The sequence below is a fragment of the Nonomuraea sp. NPDC005983 genome, assembly GCF_040614375.1.
In the GTDB taxonomy this organism is placed as follows: domain Bacteria; phylum Actinomycetota; class Actinomycetes; order Streptosporangiales; family Streptosporangiaceae; genus Nonomuraea.
This window is the reverse complement of record NZ_JBEXUP010000018.1, coordinates 61,273-85,020: the sequence shown is the minus strand read 5'-3', so window position 1 is coordinate 85,020 and position 23,748 is coordinate 61,273. Positions and strand designations below refer to the sequence as shown.

The window sequence follows — 23,748 nt, the reverse complement described above, 5'->3', positions numbered from 1 at the left end:
GCCATGGCCGGCCCCGGCCCCGGCTCCGCCACTGGCGCCGACGCCGACGTGCTCGCCGCCCTCATCGCGGGGGCGGCGCGGCGGCGGGTCCTGGTCGCGGCCGCCGCCCTCGTCGCGGCCGGGCTCGACCTGACCGCCAAGGCCGTCGCCGAAGCGCGCCTGCCCTACGCCGGCGTCGACCTCGGGGTGATCCAGCTCCAGCTGGCGCACAACAGCGGCGTCGCGTTCAGCGTCGGCGCCGCCCTGCCTGCCGCGGTGGTCATCGCCGTCACCGCCGCCATCACGGTGGCGATCGCCGTGTACGCCTGGCGCGCGCACCCACCGCCGGTCGCCTTCAGCTAGTGGTGGGCGGCACGATGCTGGGCGGCGCGATCGCCAACCTCACCGACCGCGCGGCGACGGGATCGTCACCGACTACCTGCACACCGGCTGGTGGCCCACCTTCAACCTGGCCGACGTGTTCATCACCGCGGGCGCCGCCGCGCTCATCCTGGCCGGCCTGCGCCCCCAGCCGGCCAGCCCTGCAGGCACAAGACCGGGACACACCATGACCGCATCCCAGAAGAACCCGAAGGACCCCTCATGAAGCCGATGCCCACAGCCGTGCGCGCCGCCTACAGCGCCGAGATGCGCGCCGCCAAGACCGCCACCGACCCTGCCGCACGCTGGCGGCATCTGGAACGCGCGCACATCATCTCCCAGCCCTGGCCCTGGCCGCACACCGCCAACCACCTGGCCATGTTCGCCCTGGCCGTCCGCCAACGCGACCGGCGCGAAGCCTTCGGCCAGGTGATCCGCATCATCGTCGCGGCGCCCGGGTCGGCGCTGGGCCGCTACCCCGAAGGCAACACCGGCCGCGCCCGCGTCGGCCTCACCCAGCCCATGCCCGTACCCGACGACCTGGCCGCGCTGCTGCAAGCCGCCTGATCCAGTCCCGTGAACCGGGGCACGTCCGGCGCCGTCGGCGCCACGGCGGTCAGACCACGAGGGGCGTGCAGGCCCACCGATGACAGCGGCCGCCGCTCCACGGCCAGGACGAAGCCCAGCAGCAGCGCGGCGGCGATCCAGCGCGACGCCAGGACGAGGTCGAAGTCCACCGCGCGATCGTCCAGGCCGCGTGCTGCACGAGCGTGGGGACGAACCACAGTGCCACACTGACGGCCAGTGCTACGAGGGGCTGAACGCGGACGTCGGTCTTCACTCCGCCTGCCGAGCGCTCACGACCTTGGTCTCGGTCAGGCGGTCGAGCACCCGCCGCCGCTCGCCCCACACGACCAGGGCCCAGTCCAGCCAGGCGAAGGGTCCCACCAGCAGGCTGAGCCGCCGCACGACACCGGCGACCGGGTGGATGCGCAGCCCGGCCTCGGTCACGACGCGTAGTTTCATGAGGCGCTTGCCCGGAGTCGTGCCGGTCCATGCCTCCAGCAGCCCCAGTCCGACGATCGACCAGAGCAGAGCGAGCGGGACACCCAGGCTGTAGAGCAGCCCGGCGTAGTCGTAGCCGGTGCCGCACTGCAGGGGCGCGAGGGACACGCAGCCGTCACCGATCTTGACGTGCACGAAGGGCGGGAACGCCAGCGCGAAGCCGCTCCCCACCTCCAAGGTCCGGACGATCCCCTGAACGAGCAGCGCGGTCGTGACCCCGACGAGCGGTAGGTTGTCGACCACGACTGCGGTGAGCCGCGCATCCATGGGAGCCGGCGGTGCGGACCGCAGTTCGGCGAAGGTGGCCGCCGCCTCTTCCGGGGCGCCGAGGCGGCTCAGGACCTGGGCTAACTCTCCCACCTCCGCGGCGTCGGACAAGTGCTCGCCGAGCTCCGCCTTCGCCCTGTCCCGGGCCGGGCCCGTCAGATGGCGCCCGACCCTTTCCGTGTAATCGTCGATGATCTGCCGCTCGTCGGTCATTCCTGCACCTCACCAAGTGTGTCGAGTAGTTGTCGCATCCCGTCGACCAGGCCGCTCCACTCGGTACGCAGCATGGCGAGGTACGCGCGACCGTCTGGGGTGATGACGTAGTACTTGCGCGGCCTGGCACGCCCTTCCGCCTCCCAAGTCGCGAGGATGTGGCCGGAATCCTCCAGCCGGTGCAACAGCGGATAGAGCGTGCCCTCCTTGACCTCCAGGACCCCCTCGCCCGTCTGCCGCAGCACTCTCAGCAGCTCGTAGCCATATCGGCGGCGGACGCTGAGGACGGACAGCACAGCCAGCTCGGTCGTGCCACGTGCGAGCTCGCGACGCAGACGGGCGATGGTCGCCGATTCCGGCGTCGCCTCGGTGTCCTCAGCCATGAGAGCACAGTATGACCTGATGCCTTGTACGGCAAGGTATCAGGCCAGCCAAGTATTCCCAGGTCGTGGGATTGAAGGCATCTGGACCTGCTGAAACGCGCCCGCCCGACATTGAAGGAGTCGACGTCGCCGGGCCAGATGGTGATGTGGAGCATCCAGTCGTGGGTGCCGGGCGGCGGCGGGGCCAGACCCTTGCCCCCGCCGTCGACGGCGGGGCCCGGTCGTGATGTGACCTGCAAGGCCGCGAAGCCGCACCTGATGTGCCGACCGCGATATCCCTTGATGAGGGCCATGTCCTCGTTGTCGAGAAAGAAGATCTTCTCCATCTCGGCCTTGGGAGGGCTTCCAACCGAAGAAGGCCTTCACCGCGCTGCGCCGCAGTGAAGGCCTTCGGCCGGCTCGAGTCGAGCCCAGAGTGTCGTCAGACGGTCTGCGTCCGGGGTCGGCGGGCACGCCAGGCCAGCAGCCCGGCCTGGATGATGAAGAACACGCCGCCGCCGGTGGCATAGACCGACAGCACGTCGAGCGAGGCGTCGTCCCCGAGGGCCTGGATGTTGTAGAAGATGCCCACGAGGAACGACAGACCGCCCGCGATCAGCATCGGCCACTGCTGGCCCAGCTCCGGGCCGCGCCGCCGCAGCCCGACCAGCACCTGCGCCGCACCGGAGACGACGGCCCAGGCGCCGAACACGTGCAGCACCGCCGCCGCCCCTCCCGCCCCCGCCAGGCCGACGCCGACGGCGGCCAGGGTGCTGAGCACGCCGTTGAACAGCGTCAGGCGACGCTCCGATCCGTCCGGGAGCGCACGCAGGTCGATCAGCGACGACACCGCGTCGATCAGCGGATAGACGACCAGCAGAGTGATCGCGAGGGCGTCGATGGGGTCGTGCGCGAAGGCGAACGCCACGGCCCACGCCACGGCCAGGACTCCACGGCCCAGGTACAGCTTCAGCAGGGATGACGTTCCCGATGACTTCGTGTTCATGGTGTGGTCTTTCCAGACGAGGGAGTGGCTGTCAGCGCCGGACGGGGGCGCAGTAGTAGCTGCCGGCGTCGGCCGGGTCGCCGTGGCCGCTGTAGCGGGAGACGGACGGGTACAGGCACAACTTGCGCGTCGCCGTCTTGCCGGAGGAGTCCGTGATGGCGGCGCTCAGCGTCTGCGGGGCCTTGCCCTGTTCGACCCAGGCCGTCAGGGCGCCGAGGGCATCAGTGGGCTGCGGGCCGGTGCTCGTGGGGCCGGCGCAGTGGGAGACGCCCGGCGCCAGGAACAGCCGGTAGAAGTCGTCAACCCGGCGCGCACCGCCCATGGCCGGCTCCACCCGTCGGCGGTAGTCCACGGTGCCCTGGGCGGGAATCAGCTCGTCGGCCTGGCCGTGCCAGGTGAGGAGCTTGCCGCCGGACCTGCGGAACGCCGACAGGTCGGGGTCGTCGGTGCCGATGATCGTGTCGTACTCGGCTTGGGACTGCTCGAACAGCTTGGCGAACTCGGCGTAGGTGATCGTCGAGAGGTCGTAGGAGGGCAGCCGCTTCAGGAACGTCGAGGCCCAGATGGCCGGTACGGGGAACGGCGCGCCCACGCGGTTCCCGTCCGCGTCGACGCGGGTGCCGGCGAGGTCGAAGCCGGCTCCGATCGGGATGCCGGACCACAACTTCTTACCGGACGGGGTGCGGGGGCCGTCCCAGATCTTGCGTACGACGGCGGCGTCGGCCGCGGTGATGGTCTCCTGCTCGCCGTCGCATTCGACGCTCTTGCCGATGAGCCGCCGCGGGTCGAAGGTGCACGTGGCGGGGTCGCCGATCAGCCCGTCGGGAGCGCCGTCGAGCGGGTCGCAGGCCTTGACGGCGGCCTCGTTGAAGGCGTTGAACTTGCAAGGGGAGGGGAAGGTGTTCTCCTCGTTCATCACCACCTGCGGCCACAGGGTCGCGACCTCGAACTCGTCCCAGTTGATCGCCGGAGCGGTGGCCAGGATGCCGTCGAAGTCGTCAGGGTGGCGCTGGGCCTCCATGTAGCCCTGGCGGCCGCCGGTCGAGCAGCCGTTCCAGTACGAGTAGGAGACGGGCCTGCCGTAGACCTCGTTGACGACCTGCTTGCCGACGACCGTCATCTCGTGCTGGGACCGGTCGGCGAAGTTCTTCAGCAGCGCCGTGTTGACCTTGCCGTCACTGTTCAGGGCCCAGCTGGTGTCGATGTACGTGCCGACGCCGGCGTCGGTGGTCGCGGCGGCGTAGCCGCTCTTGATCGCGCCGGCCAGGCCCGCGCCGTAGTCCCCGGCGGCGAAGGCGCTGCCGCCCACCGCCTGGAAACGGCCGGTCCAGCCCGTCTCGGGCAGCCAGACCCGCACCTTGGCGTGGTCGCCGACGCCCGGGTGGGTGAGCGTGAGCGTGACATCGCAGTAGGCGGGCACGTCCGGGATCTTCACCACTTCGGTGAACGGCGGCACGGGCGGGATGGTCACGGTACCCGCCGCCCGGCGCTCCGCCGTCACGGACTCCACCGTGGTACCGGCCGGGGCCTTCACGGAGATGGACGAGCATGTGAACGGGACGGCGGCGGAGCTCGCGGTGCCGGCCGAAGCCGCGGCCGGCAGGCACGCCGCCGCCAGCGGCACTCCGGCCGCGAAGATGATCAGAAGACGTTTCACGACGTTCCTCTCACAGAATGTTGGGGTGCGTCTCACTGTCGTCCGCGGCCGGCGCCGGCACATCAGTCAGTTGACGGTCAGCACTCCGGGCGCCCGTCACACACGTCGCGGCGCAGGTCAGCGGCCGCATACGGGGACATGTGCGCCGCTCTCGGTCCACGGCAGAGCAGTGCGGTCACGCACTGAAGAGTTGAATGGCTTAACGCGCTGAGGTGCGCACACGACCGCCACGCAAGGCCGGGTAGCCCGCCGACCGGCACCATCGTCCTGCTGAACAGCGGTCCGGCCGGCTCCTCGTGACTGACCGTCAAGTGACCGATGTGGCCGCGGTCCTTCCCGTACGACGGTGATGGCACCAGATTCACCACCATCGCCTGAAGCCTCCTGAAAGGGGAATTTCGTGGTCAGCAGCAAGGGTGTACGCAGCCGGCGGCTCACGTTGGGCGCCCTGTCGACGCTCGCGATCGGTCTCCTCGCCACCGCCGCCGCCATGCCCGCCCTCGCGGCGGACAAGCCCGCCAAGCCGACCATCGTGCTGGAGCACGGCGCCTTCGCCGACGCCTCCAGCTGGAACGCGGTGATCGAAGAGCTGCGCGCGGACGGCTACCCCGTCGTCGCCGCGGCCAACCCGCTGCGCGGGCCGGCCAACGACGCGGCCGCACTCCGCAGCGTCCTCGACCACGTCGCCGGACCCAAGATCCTGGTCGGGCACTCCTACGGCGGCTCGGTCATCAGCGTCGCCGGCGCGAACGACCCTCAGGTCAAGGCCCTCGTGTACGTCGCCGCCTTCCTGCCCGCCCCCGGCGAGACCGCCCTGGAGCTGACGAACAAGTACCCCGGCTCCACCCTCCCCGCCACCCTCGAGCCCACCCCCTTCACCCTCCCCGACGGCACCACCGGAACCGACCTGTACATCAAGCCCAGCAAGTTCCGCCACCAGTTCGCCGCCGACGTACCTGCCGGCACCGCGGCCCTCATGGCCGCCACCCAGCGGCCCATCGCCCAGTCCGCCCTGGAGGAGAAGACCGAGGTCGCCGCCTGGAAGGACAAGCCCAGCTGGGCCATCATCACGACCCAGGACCTCAACATCCCAGCCAAGGTCCAGCGCTACATGGCCAAGCGCGCCCACGCGCACTCCGTCGAAGTACGCGCCTCCCACTCCGTCGCCGTCTCCCAGCCCAAGACCGTGGCCGACGTCATCGACAAGGCCGCACGCGCCACCCGATAGCGCCGCGACCACCCACAGCACCGAAAGGAAGATCACGACCATGAACATGAAGCTCGAAGTCGTCGTCCTGCCCGTATCCGACGTCGACCGCGCCAAGGACTTCTACACCCGGCAGCTGGGCTTCCGCCTCGACGCGGACTTCCCCATCAACGATGGTTACCGGATCATTCAGGCCACTCCCCCCGGCTCCGCCTGCTCGATCATCTTCGGCGACGGCCTCACCGACGCCGAACCTGGAACGGTCCAGGGACTGCACTTGATCGTGTCCGACATCGAGCAGGCCCACAAGGAACTGGCCGGCCGCGGCGTCGACGTCACCGGCCCGTTCCACGACGCCACCGGCGCCTTTCACCAGGCAGGCGAGACCGGCCGCGTCATGGGCGTGCACCCGCAGCGTGCCAGCTACGGCTCCTTCGCCTCGTTCACCGACCCCGACGGCAACCGCTGGTTCCTGCAGGAGATCACCGAACGGCTGCCCGGCCGCTGACCGACGGCATCCCCGAGACACAGCCACACCGTGGAGGACCAGTGACCACCGAAGACACCCGTACCTATGACGTGGTCGTGATCGGGGCAGGTCCGGTCGGCGAGAACGTCGCCGACCGGACCACCGCCGCCGTACTGGCGCATCGCGACCGTATGGCCGCCCACTGGAACGACGACGGCCAGGTCGAATGGCTCAAGACGGCCGGCATCGACCTCCAACGCGGCCATGGCCGCCTCGACGGGCCACGACGCGTGGCCGTGACCACCCCCGACGGCGGCACCGTCCACCTGCGGGCCCGGCACGCCGTGGCCGTGTGCACAGGCAGCGGCGCCGCCCTGCCCGACCTGCCCGGGCTCACCGCCCTGCGCCCCTGGACCAGCCGCGAAGCGGCCAGCGCCCCGCAGCCGCCCGGACGACTCGTCATCGTCGGCGCAGGCGTCGTGGCCACCGAGATGGCCACCGCCTGGCAGGCCCTCGGCACCGAATCACCCTCCTCGCCCGCGGCACCCGCCTGCTGCGCCACCTTCGCTGGATCAGGCGTCGCCGAACTCCTCCACTCCGCCACCGTAGCGATCACCGGCGAGATCTCCATCGAACGCCTCTGGCACGCCGTACCGCCCTTCCCCACCATCAGCGAGGTGTGGCTGCGGCTGCTGGAAACCTACCGGGGGCAGGAGCTGTCCGCAGGTGCGCTCAAGGCCCGAGGTGTGGAGCTCGGCCGGGCCGGTGGGACTTCGTTGTGATGCGTACGTCGCGCACGCACATCGACGGGAAGCCCATCAGGTCGCCTTTACCGATCGGGATCTGGCCGGGGCGCTGCGTCGCGCCGCGGAGGCGCACGGTCGGCGCGCGATGAAGCGGAGGGAACCAGCCATGGAATGGCTTTTTTCGCAGTGGATGTTCACGGCAGCCGTCTTCGGCGGGGCGGACGTCCTCCTCGGACCGGTCGGCGACGTCCCACCGGCCGCCGACGAGCAACTCGACCATCCGCGGCCGACCAGCGCCGAGAGCTGGTTGATCGAAACCGCCTACAACTTCATCGCGGCCGATCTGACGTGCGGGAAGTGCGGGGCCCTCCTGGGCAGGCCCCGTGTCCTGGCGAGGTCCTGGCCGGTGCGTATCACGGTCCGGTGCACCGGCATACGGCGGCACCGCCACCGCGCCGATGTACGGCGCACCGCCGACGGGCTCTGGACGCCCGGTTTCTCCCGAGCGGCCTCCGCATAGGCCAGGGACTCTCCCGGTGCGATCGACGGCGCTTGGCGCGCACGCTGGGAGCACGGTCTCGCACACCGGACGCTGCAGGACATCGGCCACAACCTGCCGCAGGAGGCGCCCAGGGCCTTCGCGCAGGCCGTCGTAGAGGAGGACCACCTCTGACGGGTTCGCACACGCCATGGATGGGCATCCGTCACCCGTTCGGCCGTGATGCGGATGCTTGCTGGCGCCAGCGAAAACGACGGAACTTGAGCGGAAGCCCGCTGTGCCTGGCGGCGTCAGCAGCTCACACCTTTCGTACGGAGAGCCGTCGTGAAGAGAACACATATGCCGCGGCGCGCGGCGGATCGTGAGGAACAACCGTGAAGACAAGCAACCCAATCCTCTCCCGCAGGGGGTACAGCCGCGACGACGGCCACCCGGGCCCCGGCTTGCGGCAACCGCAGCCGGTCGTTGCCGCGAGCGGCGCACACTCCGCCAACGACCACCCGGGCAACCCCGGCTCCGCGTACGGCGATCCGCGCCTGGCCACGGGCGTCGTCGTCCAGGCGGTCCTGGGCACCCTCGCGGTCTCGGCCGGGGTGCTGATCGCCTACAGGATGCGCTGGATCCGCGTCACCCGGCGGTTCCAGGGCTTCGTGCTGGCCTCGGCGGCCGGTTTCGTGCTGCTGATGGCCGCCGATCTGCTGTTCTCCGCCTTCGGCGGCGGCAACGGCCTCGGCTTCGACAGCGGCGGTCTCGGTGTCGTCTTCGGCGTCGTAGGCATCCTTCTGGGTGCGTGCTTCCTGGCCCTCGACTTCAAGCAGGTCGAGAACGCGATCGTCAATGGCGCCCCGCGCGAGGAGTCGTGGATGGCGGCCTTCGGACTCACCCTGACACTGGTGTGGATCTACCTTGAAGCGCTGCGCGTGTTGTCCCTCCTGAGGGGCGACGAGCGATGAACCTGGGCATAGGCGCGGATACGGGCGCCGTGACACGTCTGATCGCCAAGTACGCCGAGCTGGTCGACACCGGAGACTTCGCCGGCGTCGGCGAGCTGTTCGCCGACGCTGTGTTCATCGGCAGTGGTGCACCGATCCATGGCCGGGAAGCCGTCGAGAAGATGCTCCGGGACACCGTGATCCTCTACGAGGACGGCACGCCACGTACCCACCACGTCACGACCAACCTCGCCGTCGACATTGACGAGGAGACAGGAACCGCCGCTGCGCGTTCATACGTCACCGTGTTTCAGGCCCTGCCCGACCTTCCGCTGCAAGCCGTGGCCGCAGGACGCTACAGCGACCGCTTCGAGCGCCGCGACGGGCTCTGGCGATTCGTGGAGCGCCAGGTCCGGATCCACCTGGTTGGTGATATCAGCCGCCACCTGCGCCCCCAGCCTCCGCCCGCACACCACCCGGATGATCCGCCCTCCCTGGGGATCGCAGACACGGACTGAGCTGATTCTTGATCATCTTGCTCGACACAAGTGATCTACCAGAGGTCCCGTTCTTCGTCATCACCGGCTTGACGAACCACCCACCAGCCAAACGCAACGGCGTTGATGCCAAGTTCATGACAACAACGGTGAGCAACTGCCAACGTCAGCGAGCAAGGACATCTGCGTCCGGTTCACGTCCCGTGATCTCCACTAAATGATCTCTCTGTACTGGACGCTGACGGGCGAACTCGGGTTGCCGAATGGTAGGAGATCCAGGAGTGCCACGGGAGCTCCTGGACGCTCTCAGCGCGCTTCCGGCGTTCGGGGTCAGGTGTTGATCTCCAGGACCCAGACCGAGACGTGGTCGGGGCCGCACGTGTAGACCACGCGGAATGTGTCGGTGCGGATCTCGAACGCGTCGGGGATGCCGCCGTACGGAACGACCCCGAGCGGTTCGGGGTCCTCGATGAGGTCGAGCAGGGTGTCCGCGACAGTGGCACGCAGGCCGGGTGCTGCCTGGCGCAGGCCCTCGCGGACCAGGGGGTCTAGGTGGAGGAGTCGTTTCAAGAGTGCTGGCTGGGATTCGGGAGGTCAAGGTCGGCGTACAGGGCGGCCTTGCTGTCGTACGTCATCATCTCGCGCTCGCCACGCCCGTGGGCGGCGATCGCCTCGGCCACGTGACCGGCCTCCAGTTCCCGGCGGGCTCGTAGCAGTTCCTCATAGTCCTGCTCAGAGATCAGGACGGCGCGCTCGCTGTTGGAGCGGCGAATGGTTGTGGGCTGGTGGCCGTGGACGGCGCGCGACACCAGGGTGCCGAGCTGTGTGCGGGCTTCGGCAATGCCCAGGGCATCAGTGGACATGTCGGTCCTCCAGGGTCTCCTGCTCCGGGGTTGCTCGTGCCCGGACGGTTCGGTTTCCACGATACGGGGCTGGCGGCAAATGTTGTACAACTTGACCCAGTTGTGCAACATTACCGGGCTCGCATCTTCCCCGATTTTTATTACCGGGAATGGTCGCTTCCCTGTCACATGGACGGACCGCAAGAGGCGTTCTGCTCCTGTGCGCCGGCTTCCCGTGGTCCTATGTCGAGCGCCGCTTCCACGAAGATCAATGACTCAGCAGCGGTGACCGGCCTGATGCCGTCCGCTCAGAACACCTGGGCCAGGCAGCCCAGGGCGACGACCACCACGATCGTGGCCACCGCCAGCGCTCTCACGGAGTTGGGAATGCGTATCACGATGTCTCTCCGTTTCATAGGCAGTACCGCACGAGCCATTCGTCCGCGTCGTAGGCCCGCTGCGCGGGGTCCGGCGCGGTGGCCGCGCGCTCTTCGACCGTGTCTTCGAGCCGGACCCACTCGGGCAGCCGGCCGAAGCGGGCGCGTCGCGTGGTCTCGGCGGCGTCGTGCGCCGGCCGCACCTCAGGCGGCTTTCGCGTTGATGGTGACCGGGATGTTGCCGCGGGTCGCCTTGGAGTAGGGGCAGATCTGGTGGGCTGCGGCACCGAGCTCGTCGGCCGTCTGCTGGTCCACGCCTCCGAGTTCCAGGTTGAGCACGGCGCTGAGGCCGAACTCGCCGTCGTCGCCGTGGTGCAGGGTTACCTCCGCCGTGATGGCCGCGCTCTTCAGCGTGATCTTGCGCTGCGCCGCCGCCCTTCTGACCGCGCCGAGGAAGCAGGAGCCCCAGCCTGCGGCGAACAACTGCTCGGGGTTGGTGGCCCCGCCCGCCCCGCCGAACTGCTTCGGGATGGCGAGCGTGGTGTCGAGGAGGCCGTCGTCGGCTTGGACCCGGCCTCCGTTGCGGCCCTCCCCCGTGACGGTGACGATCCCGGTGTAGCTGACAGCCATGGCTGTTCCCTTCTGGGCTGGGTGGAGGTAGGACGGGAACGCATCGAGCGTCACCGGTTCAACTAGTGACGATGATGGCAGTCCGGTTCGTCACCCGTCAAGATGGTGACGCGTGAGGGTTCATGGCAGACGAATGTGGTGACCCCGCCAGTGGGCGCGCAACCATCGATCGTGGCTGGCGATCACGATCGCGCCGGGCCCATCGGCGCCCAAGGCCTCTTCCAGCTCGTCGGAGAGGCGGGGCGAAAGGTGGTTGGTGGGCTCGTCGAGCAGGAGTACTTCGGGTGGGTCGGCCACCAACAGCGCCAGCGCGAGCCGGCGGCGCTGACCGACGGACAGCTCCCGCACTCGCAGGTCCACGTCGCGGGAGCCGATCAGGCCGAGCGAGCGCAACGGCACGGACTCGGCGCGCTCCGGACCGAGCGCCCGCTCGTACGTCTCCCGCACCGTCCAGTCCGGCCGCTCGAAGACGGAGTCCTGGGCCAGCAGCGCGACGGTCAGGCCGGGCCGCCGCCGCACCTCACCCTCCGCGTCCAGCAGCCCGGCCAGCACGGCCAGGAGCGTCGACTTGCCCGCTCCGTTGGGCCCGGTGACCAACAGCCGCCCCCCGAGCGGCACGTCGAGCCGGTCGATCGAGAGCCGTCCCGGTACCCGCGCGTCCCGCAGTGACAGCAAGGCGTCGTCGTGGGGATCGCGGGGTTCGGCGGCCTCCGCGGCGTCGGCGGCGTCGGCGACCAGGGTGCGAGGGCTGAAGCGGAGCGGGGGCGGTGGGGCGGGAACCTGCTCGCGTTCCAGCTGGGCGAGCCGGCGGGCGGCATTGCGCACCCGCCGCGCAATCTGGTGCTGCACACGGCCCCCGGCGTGCCCGTACCCCATCTTCTCGTTGTCGCGCTTCAGCCGGTCGTACGCCACCTGCCGCGCCGTCACGGCGACGGCCGCGCGCAGCTCACCGAGCTCCGCCTGCTCCTCCGCGTGCCGCCGCTCCCAGCGCTCTCGCTCCGCGCGCTTCTCGACCAGATATGCGCCGTACCTGCCCCCGTACCGAACGGGCCCGTCCACCGCCGGGTCGAGATCGATCAGGTCGGTACAGACCGCGTCCAGGAACGCCCGGTCGTGGCTGGCCACGACCACGACGCCGGTCATGCCGCGCAGTTGCTCCTCCACGAACACCGCGGCATCGTCGTCCAGGTGGTTGGTGGGCTCGTCGAGCAGCAGCGCTGCGGGCCATCTGACGAGCAGTGCCGCCAGGGCCAGCCGCCCGCGCTGCCCTCCCGACAGCGACGCGAGCGCACGGGAGTGCGGCACACCGCCGAGGCCGAGCCGGTCGAGGACGATCCCGGCGCGCCGGTCGGCGTCCCAAGACTCGCGTTCCTGAGTCCGCTCCAGCCGCACCCCGTACTCGCCGAGCAGAGCGGCGTCATCCGGAGCGGCGGCGAGCGCGCGGGCGAGCCGATCCAGCTCGGCCAGGTCCGCGCGCGCCTCGCGCAGGGCGTCGTCGAGCACGTCGGCGATGGTGGCCCGGCTGTCGAAGGGCATCTCCTGGTGCAGGAAGCCGAGGTCGGCGGGGCGTACGACGGTGCCGGAGTCGGACCGGTCCACCCCGGCCAGCAGCCGCAGGAGCGTGGTCTTGCCGGCGCCGTTCTCGCCGATCAGGCCGATCCTTTCGCCGGGCGCGGCGGTGAGCGAGACGCCGTCAAGCACGCGCCGCGCGCCCAGGCTCCGTACGAGATCGCGGGCGAGCAGCGCGTCACTCACCGGCGGGGCCCCCGGTTTCCAGGAGGCGACCGCCCGACAGCTCCAGCCACCGTTGCACACCGATCTCAGCGAGGAATCGCTCGTCGTGGCTGACCACCACGAACGCCCCCTGGTACGCGCCGAGCGCGCTCTCCAGCTGCGCCACGCTGACCAGGTCGAGGTTGTTGGTCGGCTCGTCGAGCAGCAGGAGCTGAGGCGCGGGCTCCGCGCACAACACGCAGGCCAGCGTGGCCCGCAGCCGTTCGCCGCCGGACAGCACCTCCACCGGCAGGTGTGCACGCGCGCCGCGGAACAGAAAGCGGGCCAGCAGGTTCATCCGCTCCGCCTCCGCCATGCCGGGGGCGAACGCGGCCAGGTTCTCCGCCACGGTGCGCTCGACGTCGAGCAGGTCGAGCCGCTGCGACAAGTACGCGACCCGCCCGTCGCTCTGCCTGGTCGTGCCGCCGTCCGGCTCCAACTCGCCGCTGATCAGGCGCAGCAGGGTGGACTTGCCCGCACCGTTGGGGCCGGTCAGCGCGATGCGCTCGGGGCCGCGTACGGTCAGGTCGAGGCCCGGCTCGGCGAACAGGCCGCGGGCCCGCAGGCGTTCGCCGAGGAAGACCGTGCGTCCGGCGGGCACGTTCGTCCCCGGCAGTTCCAGCGTGATCCTCTGGTCGTCGCGCAGCGCCCGCCCGGCCTCGTCGAGCCGGGCCTGGGCGTCGCTGACACGGGAGGCGTGCATCTGGCCCGCCCGCCCGGCCGACTCCTGGGCACCGCGTTTCATGTTCCCGGCGAAGATGCGCGGCAGCCCGGCGTTCTTGAGGTTGCGGGCGGCGTTGCCCGCCCGGCGCTCGGCCCGCTCACGGGCCTGCTGCATCTCCCGTTTCTCGCGTTTGAGCTCCTGCTCGGCGCTGCGCACGTTCCGTTCGGCGGCCTCCCGCTCGGCGCGTACGGCATCCTCGTACGCGGTGAAGTCACCGCCGTAAAAGCGGATCTCGCCCCGGTCGAGCTCGGCGATGCGGTCCATACGGTCGAGCAGGGCCCGGTCGTGGCTGACCACGACCAGGCAGCCGGTCCAGTCGCCGAGCACGTCGTAGAGCCTGCGGCGGGCGTCGAGGTCGAGGTTGTTCGTCGGCTCGTCGAGCAGGAGCACGTCGGGCCTTTTGAGCAGCTGCGCGGCCAGGCCGAGCGAGACGACCTGGCCACCGCTGAGCGTGCCCAGGCGCCGGTCGAAGCCGATGCCCGCGAGGCCGAGCCCGTCGAGCTGGGCACGAGTGCGCTCCTCGATGTCCCAGTCGTTGCCGATCGTGGTGAAGTGCTCCTCGCTCGGGTCGCCCGACTCGATGGCGTCCAGCGCGGCGATCACCGGGGCGATGCCGAGCACCTCGGCCACGGTCGGCTCGCCAACGAGGGGCAGGCTCTGCGGCAGGTAGCCGAGCACCCCCTCGACGGCGACGCCGCCGCCCGAGGGCCGCAGCTCGCCGGCCATCAGCTTGAGCAGCGTGCTCTTGCCCGTGCCGTTCGGGGCGACGAGGCCCGTACGGCCGCCGCCCACGGTGAAGGACAGGTCGCTGAAGACGGGCGTGTCGTCAGGCCAGGAGAAGGACAGGCGGGAACAGATGATGAACGCATCGGACATGCGACATACCTCGATACAAACCCAGGCGCGCGAATGGGGCCCGGCAAGGGAACAGGACTGGGGGAACGACGACGAGGGCCACATCGGCGGCGGTCATGCGCGCCTGCCGGGGCCGATCAACCTCCGGTATCACCCGGAGATGTCGTCGTCACCTGCCACTGCTGTCTCCCAATGTCCGAATACGGGCGTCTATCACCATAGCAGCCGTCCGGATCAGGTCGCGCCGACCGTCTGCGCCTCCTTCTTGCGAGCCCGGTACGCAGCCGCCTTGATCTTGTTGCCGCACGACTCCATGCCGCACCACTCCCGGCGCCCGCCCCGCGACCGGTCGATGAAGATCTTCGTGCACTCGGGATTGGCGCACTCCTTCATCAGCGGCACCTCCGGCCCACTGAGCAGCTCGATGGCGTGCCGGGCCACCGTGGACAGTGCCTGCGCCGGGGTCGCCTCCACCCATCGACCCTCGGCCGTGAGCTGGAGGGCCGCCGGCGGCTTGCGTGCCGTCTCGTTCACCAGCGCGAGCGCCTCGCCATCGTATCCGTCACCGGCGAGCCGGGCGGTGACCAGCGCGTAGATGGCCTCCCGCACCGCCACCGCCTGGACAAGATCCGCTTCCCGGCAGGGAGAGAGGGCGTCGACGATGCCGGACTCCACGTACCACGCATCGAGCCGGTCCGGGGCATCGAGCGTCTCAAAGCGCGCGGTGCGACGCGCGCGGAGCGTGCAGGCGAGGTCGAGCGCGGGATTGCCGCACAGAAACACATGCTTCACATCACCAGTCTGACAGGTGACGCCTAGCTATGCAATCGTCGATGGGGCCGGTCGGCTTGGCCGGGATGGCTGCATGAGCAGGCCGTCGATACGACGAGTCAGCGTGTCGTGGGCGGGCACGGTGGGGCGGTGTCCGAGCAGGGCGAGCGAGGTCAGCCCTTCGACCAGTGGCAAAAGGGTCTCGGCCTCCAGGTCGGCGTCGAGGTCGTCGCGGAACTCGCCGGTTTGCTGACCATAGCGGATCAGCCAGGCCAGCAGGTCGCGCGTCTTGGCGTGGGCTTGGCGCAGGATCTCCGCCAGGCGCAACCGCACAGCCGACAAGGCGCTGTGGCTGGCCGGAGCTCTGTTCACCGTGCAGGGGTTCGGCTCGGCGATCACCGAGGCGCAGTGGGGCACCAGCTTCGGGATTGCCGGCATCCTGCGTGCCGTCGGTGTCCCCCGCTGGGCCGATCTTGTCCTCGGAACCGTCGGAGCGGTGTTCCTGCTCCTGGCGGCGTATCGGGCGGTGCGCCGGTGAGACTCCGAGGAATGGCGCGGGGGGCGGCGCGCGTGCGGCTGGTCGCGGCGGTGGCCGGCCTGTCCGTCATCGCGGCCTGCACGAGCGCCGCCAGCCCGGCATCGAGCTCGCGCCAGCCTGTCGCGCACACCTCGTCCGGCGTCGTCGTCGGCGCCTACGTTGGCCGGGACCTGCAGCGGTTCAACGCCATCCCCTATGCCGCGCCGCCGACCGGAACGCTGCGCTGGCAGCCGCCGCAGCCCGTCCAAGCGTGGAAAGGCGTCAAGGACGGCACCCGCACGGCTCCGCGCTGCCCGCAGAACGCCAATCCCGCCGACTCCAATCCGGCCAGCGCTGCCGAGGACTGCCTGTACCTGAACGTCACCGCCCCCCGGGACATGCCCGCCGGGCGGCGGCTGCCGGTGATGGTCTGGCTGCACGGCGGCGGCTTCACTCAGGGCGCCGGCGGCGACTACGACGCCCAGCGGCTGGCGGCCGCGGGCGTGGTCGTCGTGACCGTCAACTACCGGCTGGGCATCTTCGGCTTCCTCGGCCACCCCGCTCTGCCCGGCTCGGGCGCATTCGGCCTGCTCGATCAGCAGGCCGCGCTGCGCTGGATACGGCGCAACGCGGCGGCCTTCGGCGGCGACCCGCGCAACATCACCCTGTTCGGCGAGTCCGCGGGCGCGTTCAGCGCCTGCGCGCAGCTGACGTCCCCCACAGCGGCGGGGCTGTTCGACCAGGCGATCATCCAGAGCGGCACCTGCTCGATGCGTCAGATGGGCATCGACCCCGCTGGCGGCGACACCGTGTGGCCATCACGGCAGTCCGGCGAACGGATCGCCGCGGCCGCCGCCGAGCAGATCGGATGCGCGGACGCAGCCCAGACGATGGCCTGCCTGCGCCGGGCCCCGGTGCCAGCCCTGCTCGCCGCGCAGCAGAAGATTCCCACCACCTGGGCGCCCTCGTACGGAAGCGACACGCTGCCGCTCGACCCGCGCCGGGCGGTGGCCGAGGGACGCGTCCACCCGGTGCCGCTCATGGTCGGTACCACCGCGCACGAGGCCCGCTATTTCGTGGCCATGTACTTCGACGGTCCGGGCCAGCCCCTGAGTCGGCAGACGTATCAGCAGTTCCTGCGCACCGCCTTCGGCACCGACGCCCGGCGGGTCGCGGCCAGGTATCCCGTCAGCACACACGGCTCCCCCTCCCTGGCCTGGGCCGCCATCGCCACCGACCGCGGCTGGACCTGCCCCACCCGAGCGGGCAACCGCCTGCTCTCCCGCAAGACCCCCGTCTATCAATACGAGTTCGCCGACGACCCCGCCCCCAGACCGGCCGGGTTTCCCGTCCCCGCCGACTTCCCCCTGGGCGCCTACCACGGCGGGGAACTGCCCTATCTCTTCGACGGCCCCGGCGCCGCCACCGACCAGCCCCTCTCGACAAGCCAACGCCGGCTGGCCGACCAGATGATCGGCCACTGGACCCGCTTCGCCGCCACCGGCAATCCCAACGACCCGAGCCTGCCCCGATGGAAGCTCCTGACCAGCAAGAGCGCGAACCACGTCCGCTCCCTCTCCACGGCCAGAAGCAACGGCGATGGCTCCACCGAACACCACTGCGGCTTTTGGGACACGCGCAACTGAAAGCACTCCAGCTCATGCGCTGGGCCGTCCTGGAGACGATCATCGGTCAGCGGTTCAGACACCGTCATCGTCCACGACAGCGGCGCGGGCGGCACTGGCCTCGGGCAACGCCGCCGCGCCGACCGCTCGGAAACACGGGGGCGGTCTGGTTACCTGCGAGCCACCCCGTTCGATCCCGAGAACGACAAGCACAAGGTCGGCGATCCGCCAGCGCACCTGGTGAAACGACCGACGGAGGCCCTCTCCTTGTGGCACGGGCCGGCGCCTTCAGGAGAGCGTGTCAGCGGTGGCCCAGTACGTTGACCACACGGCCGTTGGGGTCACGAACGAAGAACCTGCGCACTCCCCACTCCTCGTCCTGCAAGGGATGCACGACCTCCGCGCCGCTCTCCCGCATGACCGCGTAGGCCGCATCCACGTCGTCCACCTCGACGCTCATGTCGGGGACAACTGGTGCGGTCTTGTCACCGGCGATGAAGCTGATTTGCGCTGTCGGACTGGACGGGGAGGCGAGAGTCATGATCCAGCCGAGGTTCATGACCTCCTCGAAGCCCAACAGCCCATAGAACTCCCGGTTCTCCTGCACAGCCCCTGACTGGACGTTGGGCACGACACGGTGAACGGTCATCGACGACGACTCCAAACGAGAACGGACATGTCTCTGAGACTCCCTGCTATGCACGCCCTAGCTGCCGGGATAGGTACCGAAGCTCCACAGGTTGCCCTCCGGGCCGCGCACGGTGACAGTGCGGTTTACGTAGTCCTCGTCCCTGATCTCCCGTACAACCTTCGCTCCGGCCGCGGTCGCGCGGGCGAAGACGGCGTCCGGGTCGTCGGTCACCACGTAGATCGAGCTGCCGCCGGACGGCTGAGCGCACTCGGCGGCCGTGTCGATCGCAGCCCCCGCATCGCGGAAGGACAGGCAGGGCCACACTGAGGGACGGTCAATGCCGTTGTTCTGCGTCATGCGGCCCATCGTCGCCCAGGGCAGCGTCCACGTCTTGTACGGATGGGAACTCCGCACGCCATTGCGTCGCGGTGAGACCACCCAGGGCGCGGAAGTCCCGTGCCAGGTGGGCCTGATCAACGTAGCCGCATGTGACCGCGGTTTCGGCCAGCGACGGCCGGTGCGGGGAGCGCAGCAGGCGCCGGGCGCGTTCGAACCGGATCACCCGGGCCGCCACCTTCGGCGGCAGGCCGATCTCACGCTGGAAACGGCTGTTGAGGTGTCGGCGACTCCAGCCCAGCTCCCTGGCAAGCCCGTCGATCCGTAGGTTCCCGGAGGTCTCGGTCAGCCGCCGCCACGCCTGAACCACCTCGACCGGCGGCTCACCCCGGCTGTCATCGACCAGACCGGACAGCGTGGTGTCCAGCAGCCAGAACCGGTGCCGCCACGTCGGCGCGGCGGCCAGCCGTTCGGCCAGCTCAGAGGCCCGATCGCCGAGCAGGTCCGTCAGATCGACCACGTCACTGGCCAACTCGCCGGCCGGCAGCCCCAGCAGGGCCCGGGCGCCTCGCCAGGTCACATCAAGCTGAAGGCCGTGCTGCCGGCCGTCGTGCGACATCACGACCGGGTCGTCGTGCAACCCGCCGGCGACGGACACCGAGGACGGACGTCCGACGAAGTCGAGAGTGCCGGACAGGCAGATGACGAGTGTCAGGTGCGTGGACGGCAGCCCATGGTGCAACCCCGGCGCACCGGACCAGCGATACCCCGAGTAGCCGGACACCAGTCCGCGCAGCACCGGCGCCGCCCGCCTCCGCACGTACTCCGACACATACCCAGGTTAGAGTCGGCGCCGGAACGCTGGGGGTCAGCCTCAGGCCAGCGCCGGGACCGGGGCGCTCTGCCGGTCGGCGTCGGTCGAGGGGTAGGCCAGCCGCTCGCCCTGCACGAGAGGCGCGGCGGCGAGGGCGGCCGCGCCCGCGCCGAGCATTGAGAGCATCACCCGGCGCGCGATGGGCGGGCCGCTCTCCGCTGAATGTCGTTGATCAGTCACATCTGCGATTCGAGCAGCCGCGACGTACTCCCGCGAGGAATGGGCGAGGTCTGTAAGACTTCCGTCAGTCTTGCTCGGGGCTCGCCGTGGCGAGACCCAAGCACCGTGACGGTCACCACCGAGCGACCGGACCCCAGCTCACGGGCGAGCTCGATGAAAGCACTGGTTCTCTTCAGTCGTCCACGCCGGACACGTCCTGGCGGCGGAGCAGGTTCAGGTGCTGCTCCGCCCACAGTTCCTCTGGCCTACTGCCACCGGCTCGATGGCGTCAGCCGTCGTGGGTGGTGGCCGTGGCGACCACGCCGGAGTCGGGCAGCCGTGCGGCCCATTCCAGCCAGCGCTCCCTGGTCGTGCGGTTCGCCGGGGAGTGGGCGCGCCGTCCGGTGCCGCCTGCCTGCCAGGGCCGCGGACCTTCCAGCGGCCGGTACTCACATCCGGCCGCGTCCAGCCTGGCCAGGTGGCCATCGCGCAGCCGCTCGACCAGGGACGGGTAATCGGCCGCCGCGCCGGCCCAGACGGTCTCCGCGATGGCGCAGGCGCGCGGGAACACCATGTAGTCCAGGTGCCGCTCGTGCGGAATGTACTCGCTCCACGCCTGGAACTGCCCGCCGAGCACCTTCGCCCGCTCCCGGTCCGTCCACGACTCGGGCACTGGCGCGAACGAGGCCGAGTCCTCCAAAGTGATCGGCCCGCCGATGGCCAGCGGCTCCTCGGGCAGGTCCGACTGGTCGTAGTCGAGGTAGGTGGGGTAGACGGGCGCGCGCACCACGTCGTGCCCCGCGGCGGCCGCCTGCCGGGAGATGGCGTCGCCGCGCCAGCACATCACGATCGTGTCGGGTAGCACGCCGCCGGTCTGGAACGCCTCGTCCCAGACCACCATGCGCTTGCCGCGCCCAGCAAGATGCGTGCCGACCTCGCGCAGGAACCAGCCGTGCAGCTCGCCCGGCTGCTCGGCGCCGATGGCCGCCATGTGCGCGGCCACCTCGGGATCGCCCGGCCAGTCCGTAGTGACGCACTCGTCGCCGCCCAGGTGCACGTACGGGGTGTCGATGGCGGTGAGCAGCTCGTCGATGAGCTCGCACACCAGCTTGACCGCGGCGGGGATCGGCTTGAGCACACCGGGCGAGATGCCCCAGCCGCGCAGCACCTCGTCGGCGCTTGTGCCCAGCTCGGGGAAGGCGGTCAGCAGCGCGGAGGCGTGCCCGGGCAGGTCGATCTCGGGGACGATCGTGATCCCTCGCTCGGTGGCGTAGGCGGAGACCTCGGCCAGGTCGTCGAGGGTGTAGTAGCCGCCGTGCGGCGTGCCGTCGAAGGCGGGCTGCACGCGGTCACGGCCGACCATGGTCTCGCGGCGGTGCGTGGCCAGCTCGTTGATCTGCGGATATTTCCTGCTTTCGACGCGCCAGCCCTGATCATCGGTGAGGTGCAGGTGGAGGCGGTTCATCCGATGCATGGCGAACAGGTCGACATAGCGCAGCAGGGTGCGCTTGTTCATGAAATGTCGCGCGACGTCGAGCATGCCGCCGCGCCAGCTCAGCGCGGGCTCGTCCTGGATCTCGCCGCACGGCACCACGCCACCCGGCCGTCCGCCGGCTCGATACGCGTCCGGGCCGAGCAACTGCTTCAGTGTCTGTACGGCATGCCGTACCCCAGCAAGATCTGCACCGATGATCTCGGCTCCGCCGGCCGAGACCCGCAGCCGGTAGGACTCGGGACCGCCCGCACCCAGGCGCACGGACAGTGCGCCCTCGGGGCCGGGGGCCGCGGGCAGCGGGCCGAGCTGCAGGCGCACCACCTCGACCAGGGCGGGATCTCCATGCACGCTGCCGAGCGTGAAGGTCCCCGCGGTGCTCGCCGCGTGGCGGGGAGCGGGCAGCAAGGTGCGATAGGGATCTGTCATGCCAGTACCTTTCTCGAGTTTCTGGTACGCAGGTAGAGCGTGAGGGGAACGATGGCCCCCGAGGAGACGGCGACGGCTGTGAGCGCGCCCGGCAGCCCGACGTGGTCGGCGAGGAACCCGATCAGCGGTGGCCCGCCCAGCATCCCCGCGTGCCCGATGCTGGCGGCCAGACCCACACCCGCGGGCCCGCCGAGCGCCCCCGCCTGCGCGATGGCCAGCGGGAACACGTTGGCCAGCCCCACCCCGACCGCGACGAACCCGCCGAACGCCACCGCCACGGAGCCCGCCCACGACGCGGCGAGGACGCCGCCCGCCGCCAGCAGGGCGCCGATCACGAGGACGGCGGTCTGGCCGTACCGCCGCACCAGGCGGCTGCCCGCCAGCCGGGCGAGCGCCACCGCCACCGAGTACGCCGAGAAGCCGTAGGCGGCCAGGCTCGCCCCGGCGTGCAGGGAGTCGCGAAGGTGCAGCACGCTCCAGTCGGCCACCGCCCCCTCGCCGAACGCCGTGCACACGGCCAGCACCCCACACAGCGCCACGCCCAGGCCGAACGACCGCCGACCGCCCTGCGCGGTGATCACCGCGGGGACCCTGCCGCGCAGCAGCGGCTTGGCGAACGCGGCAGTGCCGGCGAGCACGAGGGCGGACACCAGCAGGAAGTGCTGCCAGGTGCTCAGCCGGGCCGCGACGAGGCCGCCGAGCAGTGCCCCCGCCAGGCCGCCCGCGCTCCACAAGCCGTGCAGCACCGACATGATCGGCCGCTGCGTGGCCTTCTCGACCTCGACGGCCGCGCTGTTCAGCCCGATGTTGACGGCGCCGTAGCAGAGCCCGGTCACCGCGAGCACCACGCACAGCGCCGCCATCGTGTCCGCGAGCGCGACCACCGGCAACATCAGGGCGACCAGCGCGAGGGTGACGAGGATGACCGACCGCGTGCCGTACCGCACACACAGCCGCCCGCTCACGGTCATGGCCAGCACTGTGCCGACCGACATGCACATGAGCGCGACACCGAGCCCGCCCGTGGTGACACCCAGGTGGTCCTTGACCGAGGGGATGCGTACCACCCAGGTGGCGATGACGACGCCGTCCAGGAAGAAGAACAGCGACAGGGGCATACGTCGCAAATTAACAGGCTGGTATCCAGAAAGAAAGAGGCTGTGATAAACAGTCGCCATGCCCCGCACCGCCTCCCCGCACACCGCGCGCCTGATCAACGACAGGACGGCGTATGACCTGCTGCTCGCCCACGGCCCCCTGTCCAGAGCGGAGTTGCAGCAGCGCACGGGCCTGTCCAGGGCGACGGTCGGCGACCTGGTCGACCGCATGGTGGAGCAGCGCCTGATCTCCCAGGTCGGCCAGTCGCAGACCCGGCGGCGTGGTCCGAACGCGCTGCTCTACGGCGTGGTGGCCGACCGGGCGCACGTGGCGGGCGTGGAGGTCCGCCCCGACCAGGTGCTCGCCACGGTCAACGACCTCACCGGACGCCAGGTCGGCGCCGCCGCGCTTCCCCAGGATCCACACGCGGCGCCCGACAGGCTCGTGTACGACGCCATCGCCGCCGCGCTGGCTGACGCCAAGGTCACCCGCCTGGACGGCGTCGTCATCGGCACGCTCGGCGTGGTCGATCCGGTCAGCGGAGACGTTGCCTTCATCTGGGCGCTGCCCACCTGGCACGCCAACCTGCTGCCGGGCCTGCGCGACCGGCTCGGTGGCGTACCCGTCCTGGTGGAGAACGAGGTCAACCTGATCGGCCTGGCCGAGCACCGGCTGGGCGCGGCACGCGGGCACGACACGTTCGCGCTGCTGTCGCTCGGCGAGGGAATCGGCGTGGCGGTGATCCTGGACGGCCGCCTGCACCGCGGCAGGTCGGGCGGCGCCGGTGAGATCGCGCACGCGCCCACTGGTCTCGGCGGCGGCACGCTGCAGCGACTCGTCGGTGGCCCCGCCGTACGCGAGCTTGCCTCACAGTACGGCCTGCCTGCCGACGACGCCGTTTCAGCGGTACGGCAGGCCACACCGGACTTCCTGGACGCGCTAGCGGATCGAGTCGCGATCGCGGCCATGGGGGTCTGCGCCGTCCTCGACCCCGGCTTCGTGGTCCTGGCAGGAGAGATCGGCAGGACGGCGGGCGCACCGCTGGCAGCCCGGGTGGAGGAGCGGCTCCAGCGCGACACCCCGCTGCCCACCCAGGTCGCCGTCGGCACTGTGAAGGGGGACCCGGTGGTACGCGGCGCGGTGGTCATCGCCTTGGAACGCCTCCACCGCCAGACATTCGACGAACTCAGCTCGTGATCCACCGCACCGGCGTTCGGTCCCCACGCTACGAGGGAGCCCCATTCGCGACACACATGCGGGACGTGCAGGCCGCGGCGCACGCGCTCGGATCGCTCATGTAGTCGACCGTTTGGTTACCATCGCCGGACCATTGGC

General features: G+C 70.4%; 29 protein-coding genes. 11 read left to right on the top strand and 18 right to left on the bottom strand.

Annotated elements, in window-relative coordinates; genetic code table 11:
* Nucleotides 1-3: 3 nt before the first annotated feature.
* Genes ABZ297_RS11705 through ABZ297_RS11695 form a run of 3 tightly spaced genes read left to right on the top strand, consistent with a single transcriptional unit; the run spans nucleotide 4 to nucleotide 927 of the window.
* Nucleotides 4-342, top strand: a complete 339-nt coding sequence (locus tag ABZ297_RS11705) for a signal peptidase II (RefSeq protein ID WP_355343282.1) — start codon at nucleotides 4-6, stop codon at nucleotides 340-342.
* A complete protein-coding gene (locus tag ABZ297_RS11700; RefSeq protein ID WP_355343322.1) occupies nucleotides 248-586 on the top strand; it encodes a signal peptidase II in 339 nt (112 codons plus the stop codon). The genes ABZ297_RS11705 and ABZ297_RS11700 overlap by 95 nt, the downstream gene beginning before the upstream one ends.
* Nucleotides 583-927, top strand: a complete 345-nt coding sequence (locus ABZ297_RS11695) for a DUF3703 domain-containing protein (protein WP_355343279.1) — start codon at nucleotides 583-585, stop codon at nucleotides 925-927. The genes ABZ297_RS11700 and ABZ297_RS11695 overlap by 4 nt, the downstream gene beginning before the upstream one ends.
* A gap of 270 nt (nucleotides 928-1,197) precedes the next feature.
* Here ABZ297_RS11695 and ABZ297_RS11690 read toward each other — a convergent pair whose 3' ends face one another.
* From ABZ297_RS11690 to ABZ297_RS11675, 4 genes are all read right to left on the bottom strand, one after another.
* Entirely contained in the window at nucleotides 1,198-1,905 is a 708-nt protein-coding gene (locus tag ABZ297_RS11690; RefSeq protein ID WP_355343276.1) for an RDD family protein, read from the bottom strand.
* On the bottom strand, nucleotides 1,902-2,288 hold the full coding sequence (locus ABZ297_RS11685; protein WP_355343273.1) for a helix-turn-helix transcriptional regulator: 387 nt from the start codon (nucleotides 2,286-2,288) through the stop codon (nucleotides 1,902-1,904). The genes ABZ297_RS11690 and ABZ297_RS11685 overlap by 4 nt, the downstream gene beginning before the upstream one ends.
* A 421-nt stretch (nucleotides 2,289-2,709) precedes the next feature.
* Nucleotides 2,710-3,273, bottom strand: coding sequence for a DUF308 domain-containing protein (locus ABZ297_RS11680; protein ID WP_355343270.1), 564 nt, complete (start codon nucleotides 3,271-3,273; stop codon nucleotides 2,710-2,712).
* Nucleotides 3,274-3,304: 31 nt separating this feature from the next.
* The gene (locus tag ABZ297_RS11675; protein WP_355343267.1) at nucleotides 3,305-4,930 is read right to left on the bottom strand and encodes a tannase/feruloyl esterase family alpha/beta hydrolase; all 1,626 of its coding nucleotides are present in this window, start codon (nucleotides 4,928-4,930) and stop codon (nucleotides 3,305-3,307) included.
* 400 nt (nucleotides 4,931-5,330) lie between these two features.
* Between ABZ297_RS11675 and ABZ297_RS11670 the strand changes: the two genes are divergently transcribed.
* The 6 genes from ABZ297_RS11670 to ABZ297_RS11645 all read left to right on the top strand — a co-directional run bounded on the left by ABZ297_RS11670 (nucleotide 5,331) and on the right by ABZ297_RS11645 (nucleotide 9,301).
* Nucleotides 5,331-6,158 carry an alpha/beta hydrolase gene (locus ABZ297_RS11670; RefSeq protein ID WP_355343264.1) on the top strand — a complete coding sequence of 276 codons (828 nt, stop codon included), beginning with the start codon at nucleotides 5,331-5,333 and terminating at the stop codon, nucleotides 6,156-6,158.
* 40 nt (nucleotides 6,159-6,198) lie between these two features.
* On the top strand, nucleotides 6,199-6,645 hold the full coding sequence (locus ABZ297_RS11665) for a VOC family protein (RefSeq protein ID WP_355343261.1): 447 nt from the start codon (nucleotides 6,199-6,201) through the stop codon (nucleotides 6,643-6,645).
* A gap of 41 nt (nucleotides 6,646-6,686) precedes the next feature.
* On the top strand, nucleotides 6,687-7,388 hold the full coding sequence (locus ABZ297_RS11660) for an FAD-dependent oxidoreductase (RefSeq protein ID WP_355343258.1): 702 nt from the start codon (nucleotides 6,687-6,689) through the stop codon (nucleotides 7,386-7,388).
* A gap of 130 nt (nucleotides 7,389-7,518) precedes the next feature.
* On the top strand, nucleotides 7,519-7,872 hold the full coding sequence (locus ABZ297_RS11655) for a hypothetical protein (protein WP_355343255.1): 354 nt from the start codon (nucleotides 7,519-7,521) through the stop codon (nucleotides 7,870-7,872).
* A 353-nt stretch (nucleotides 7,873-8,225) separates the two neighbouring features.
* Complete coding sequence (locus ABZ297_RS11650) at nucleotides 8,226-8,804, top strand: Bax inhibitor-1/YccA family protein (RefSeq protein WP_355343252.1); 579 nt, start codon at nucleotides 8,226-8,228, stop codon at nucleotides 8,802-8,804.
* Nucleotides 8,801-9,301, top strand: coding sequence for a nuclear transport factor 2 family protein (locus tag ABZ297_RS11645; RefSeq protein ID WP_355343249.1), 501 nt, complete (start codon nucleotides 8,801-8,803; stop codon nucleotides 9,299-9,301). Before ABZ297_RS11650 ends, ABZ297_RS11645 begins: the two co-directional genes overlap by 4 nt.
* Before the next feature lie 309 nt (nucleotides 9,302-9,610).
* Here the strand turns inward: ABZ297_RS11645 and ABZ297_RS11640 are convergent, their stop codons facing one another.
* The 8 genes from ABZ297_RS11640 to ABZ297_RS11605 all read right to left on the bottom strand — a co-directional run bounded on the left by ABZ297_RS11640 (nucleotide 9,611) and on the right by ABZ297_RS11605 (nucleotide 15,690).
* Complete coding sequence (locus ABZ297_RS11640; protein WP_355343246.1) at nucleotides 9,611-9,850, bottom strand: hypothetical protein; 240 nt, start codon at nucleotides 9,848-9,850, stop codon at nucleotides 9,611-9,613.
* Nucleotides 9,847-10,143, bottom strand: a complete 297-nt coding sequence (locus tag ABZ297_RS11635) for a type II toxin-antitoxin system Phd/YefM family antitoxin (RefSeq protein WP_355343243.1) — start codon at nucleotides 10,141-10,143, stop codon at nucleotides 9,847-9,849. The genes ABZ297_RS11640 and ABZ297_RS11635 overlap by 4 nt, the downstream gene beginning before the upstream one ends.
* A gap of 391 nt (nucleotides 10,144-10,534) precedes the next feature.
* Nucleotides 10,535-10,702: a hypothetical protein gene (locus ABZ297_RS11630; protein WP_355343239.1), complete on the bottom strand. Its 168-nt coding sequence runs from the start codon at nucleotides 10,700-10,702 to the stop codon at nucleotides 10,535-10,537.
* A 1-nt stretch (nucleotide 10,703) separates the two neighbouring features.
* Nucleotides 10,704-11,129, bottom strand: coding sequence for an organic hydroperoxide resistance protein (locus ABZ297_RS11625; RefSeq protein WP_355343235.1), 426 nt, complete (start codon nucleotides 11,127-11,129; stop codon nucleotides 10,704-10,706).
* 120 nt (nucleotides 11,130-11,249) lie between these two features.
* Nucleotides 11,250-12,884 carry an ATP-binding cassette domain-containing protein gene (locus ABZ297_RS11620; protein ID WP_355343232.1) on the bottom strand — a complete coding sequence of 545 codons (1,635 nt, stop codon included), beginning with the start codon at nucleotides 12,882-12,884 and terminating at the stop codon, nucleotides 11,250-11,252.
* Entirely contained in the window at nucleotides 12,877-14,502 is a 1,626-nt protein-coding gene (locus ABZ297_RS11615) for an ABC-F family ATP-binding cassette domain-containing protein (protein WP_355343229.1), read from the bottom strand. Before ABZ297_RS11615 ends, ABZ297_RS11620 begins: the two co-directional genes overlap by 8 nt.
* Before the next feature lie 213 nt (nucleotides 14,503-14,715).
* Nucleotides 14,716-15,273 carry a CGNR zinc finger domain-containing protein gene (locus ABZ297_RS11610; protein WP_355343226.1) on the bottom strand — a complete coding sequence of 186 codons (558 nt, stop codon included), beginning with the start codon at nucleotides 15,271-15,273 and terminating at the stop codon, nucleotides 14,716-14,718.
* A gap of 27 nt (nucleotides 15,274-15,300) precedes the next feature.
* Nucleotides 15,301-15,690 carry a TetR family transcriptional regulator C-terminal domain-containing protein gene (locus ABZ297_RS11605; protein ID WP_355343223.1) on the bottom strand — a complete coding sequence of 130 codons (390 nt, stop codon included), beginning with the start codon at nucleotides 15,688-15,690 and terminating at the stop codon, nucleotides 15,301-15,303.
* A gap of 96 nt (nucleotides 15,691-15,786) precedes the next feature.
* On the opposite strand from ABZ297_RS11605, the gene ABZ297_RS11600 reads away from it, so the two are divergent.
* The gene (locus ABZ297_RS11600; protein ID WP_355343220.1) at nucleotides 15,787-17,415 is read left to right on the top strand and encodes a carboxylesterase family protein; all 1,629 of its coding nucleotides are present in this window, start codon (nucleotides 15,787-15,789) and stop codon (nucleotides 17,413-17,415) included.
* A gap of 280 nt (nucleotides 17,416-17,695) precedes the next feature.
* On the opposite strand, the gene ABZ297_RS11595 is transcribed toward ABZ297_RS11600, so the two are convergent.
* From ABZ297_RS11595 to ABZ297_RS11570, 6 genes are all read right to left on the bottom strand, one after another.
* Complete coding sequence (locus ABZ297_RS11595) at nucleotides 17,696-18,043, bottom strand: VOC family protein (RefSeq protein WP_355343217.1); 348 nt, start codon at nucleotides 18,041-18,043, stop codon at nucleotides 17,696-17,698.
* A gap of 57 nt (nucleotides 18,044-18,100) precedes the next feature.
* On the bottom strand, nucleotides 18,101-18,382 hold the full coding sequence (locus ABZ297_RS11590; RefSeq protein WP_355343214.1) for a VOC family protein: 282 nt from the start codon (nucleotides 18,380-18,382) through the stop codon (nucleotides 18,101-18,103).
* Nucleotides 18,360-19,193 (bottom strand): helix-turn-helix domain-containing protein, encoded by an 834-nt coding sequence (locus tag ABZ297_RS11585; protein ID WP_355343211.1) that lies wholly within the window; start codon nucleotides 19,191-19,193, stop codon nucleotides 18,360-18,362. The genes ABZ297_RS11590 and ABZ297_RS11585 overlap by 23 nt, the downstream gene beginning before the upstream one ends.
* 42 nt (nucleotides 19,194-19,235) lie before the next feature.
* Nucleotides 19,236-19,415 carry a hypothetical protein gene (locus ABZ297_RS11580; protein ID WP_355343208.1) on the bottom strand — a complete coding sequence of 60 codons (180 nt, stop codon included), beginning with the start codon at nucleotides 19,413-19,415 and terminating at the stop codon, nucleotides 19,236-19,238.
* A 268-nt stretch (nucleotides 19,416-19,683) separates the two neighbouring features.
* Entirely contained in the window at nucleotides 19,684-21,315 is a 1,632-nt protein-coding gene (locus ABZ297_RS11575) for a beta-N-acetylhexosaminidase (protein WP_355343205.1), read from the bottom strand.
* Nucleotides 21,312-22,433 (bottom strand): MFS transporter, encoded by a 1,122-nt coding sequence (locus ABZ297_RS11570; protein ID WP_355343319.1) that lies wholly within the window; start codon nucleotides 22,431-22,433, stop codon nucleotides 21,312-21,314. Before ABZ297_RS11570 ends, ABZ297_RS11575 begins: the two co-directional genes overlap by 4 nt.
* A gap of 58 nt (nucleotides 22,434-22,491) precedes the next feature.
* Between ABZ297_RS11570 and ABZ297_RS11565 the strand changes: the two genes are divergently transcribed.
* Nucleotides 22,492-23,610 carry an ROK family transcriptional regulator gene (locus tag ABZ297_RS11565; protein WP_355343202.1) on the top strand — a complete coding sequence of 373 codons (1,119 nt, stop codon included), beginning with the start codon at nucleotides 22,492-22,494 and terminating at the stop codon, nucleotides 23,608-23,610.
* Nucleotides 23,611-23,748 lie beyond the last annotated feature (138 nt).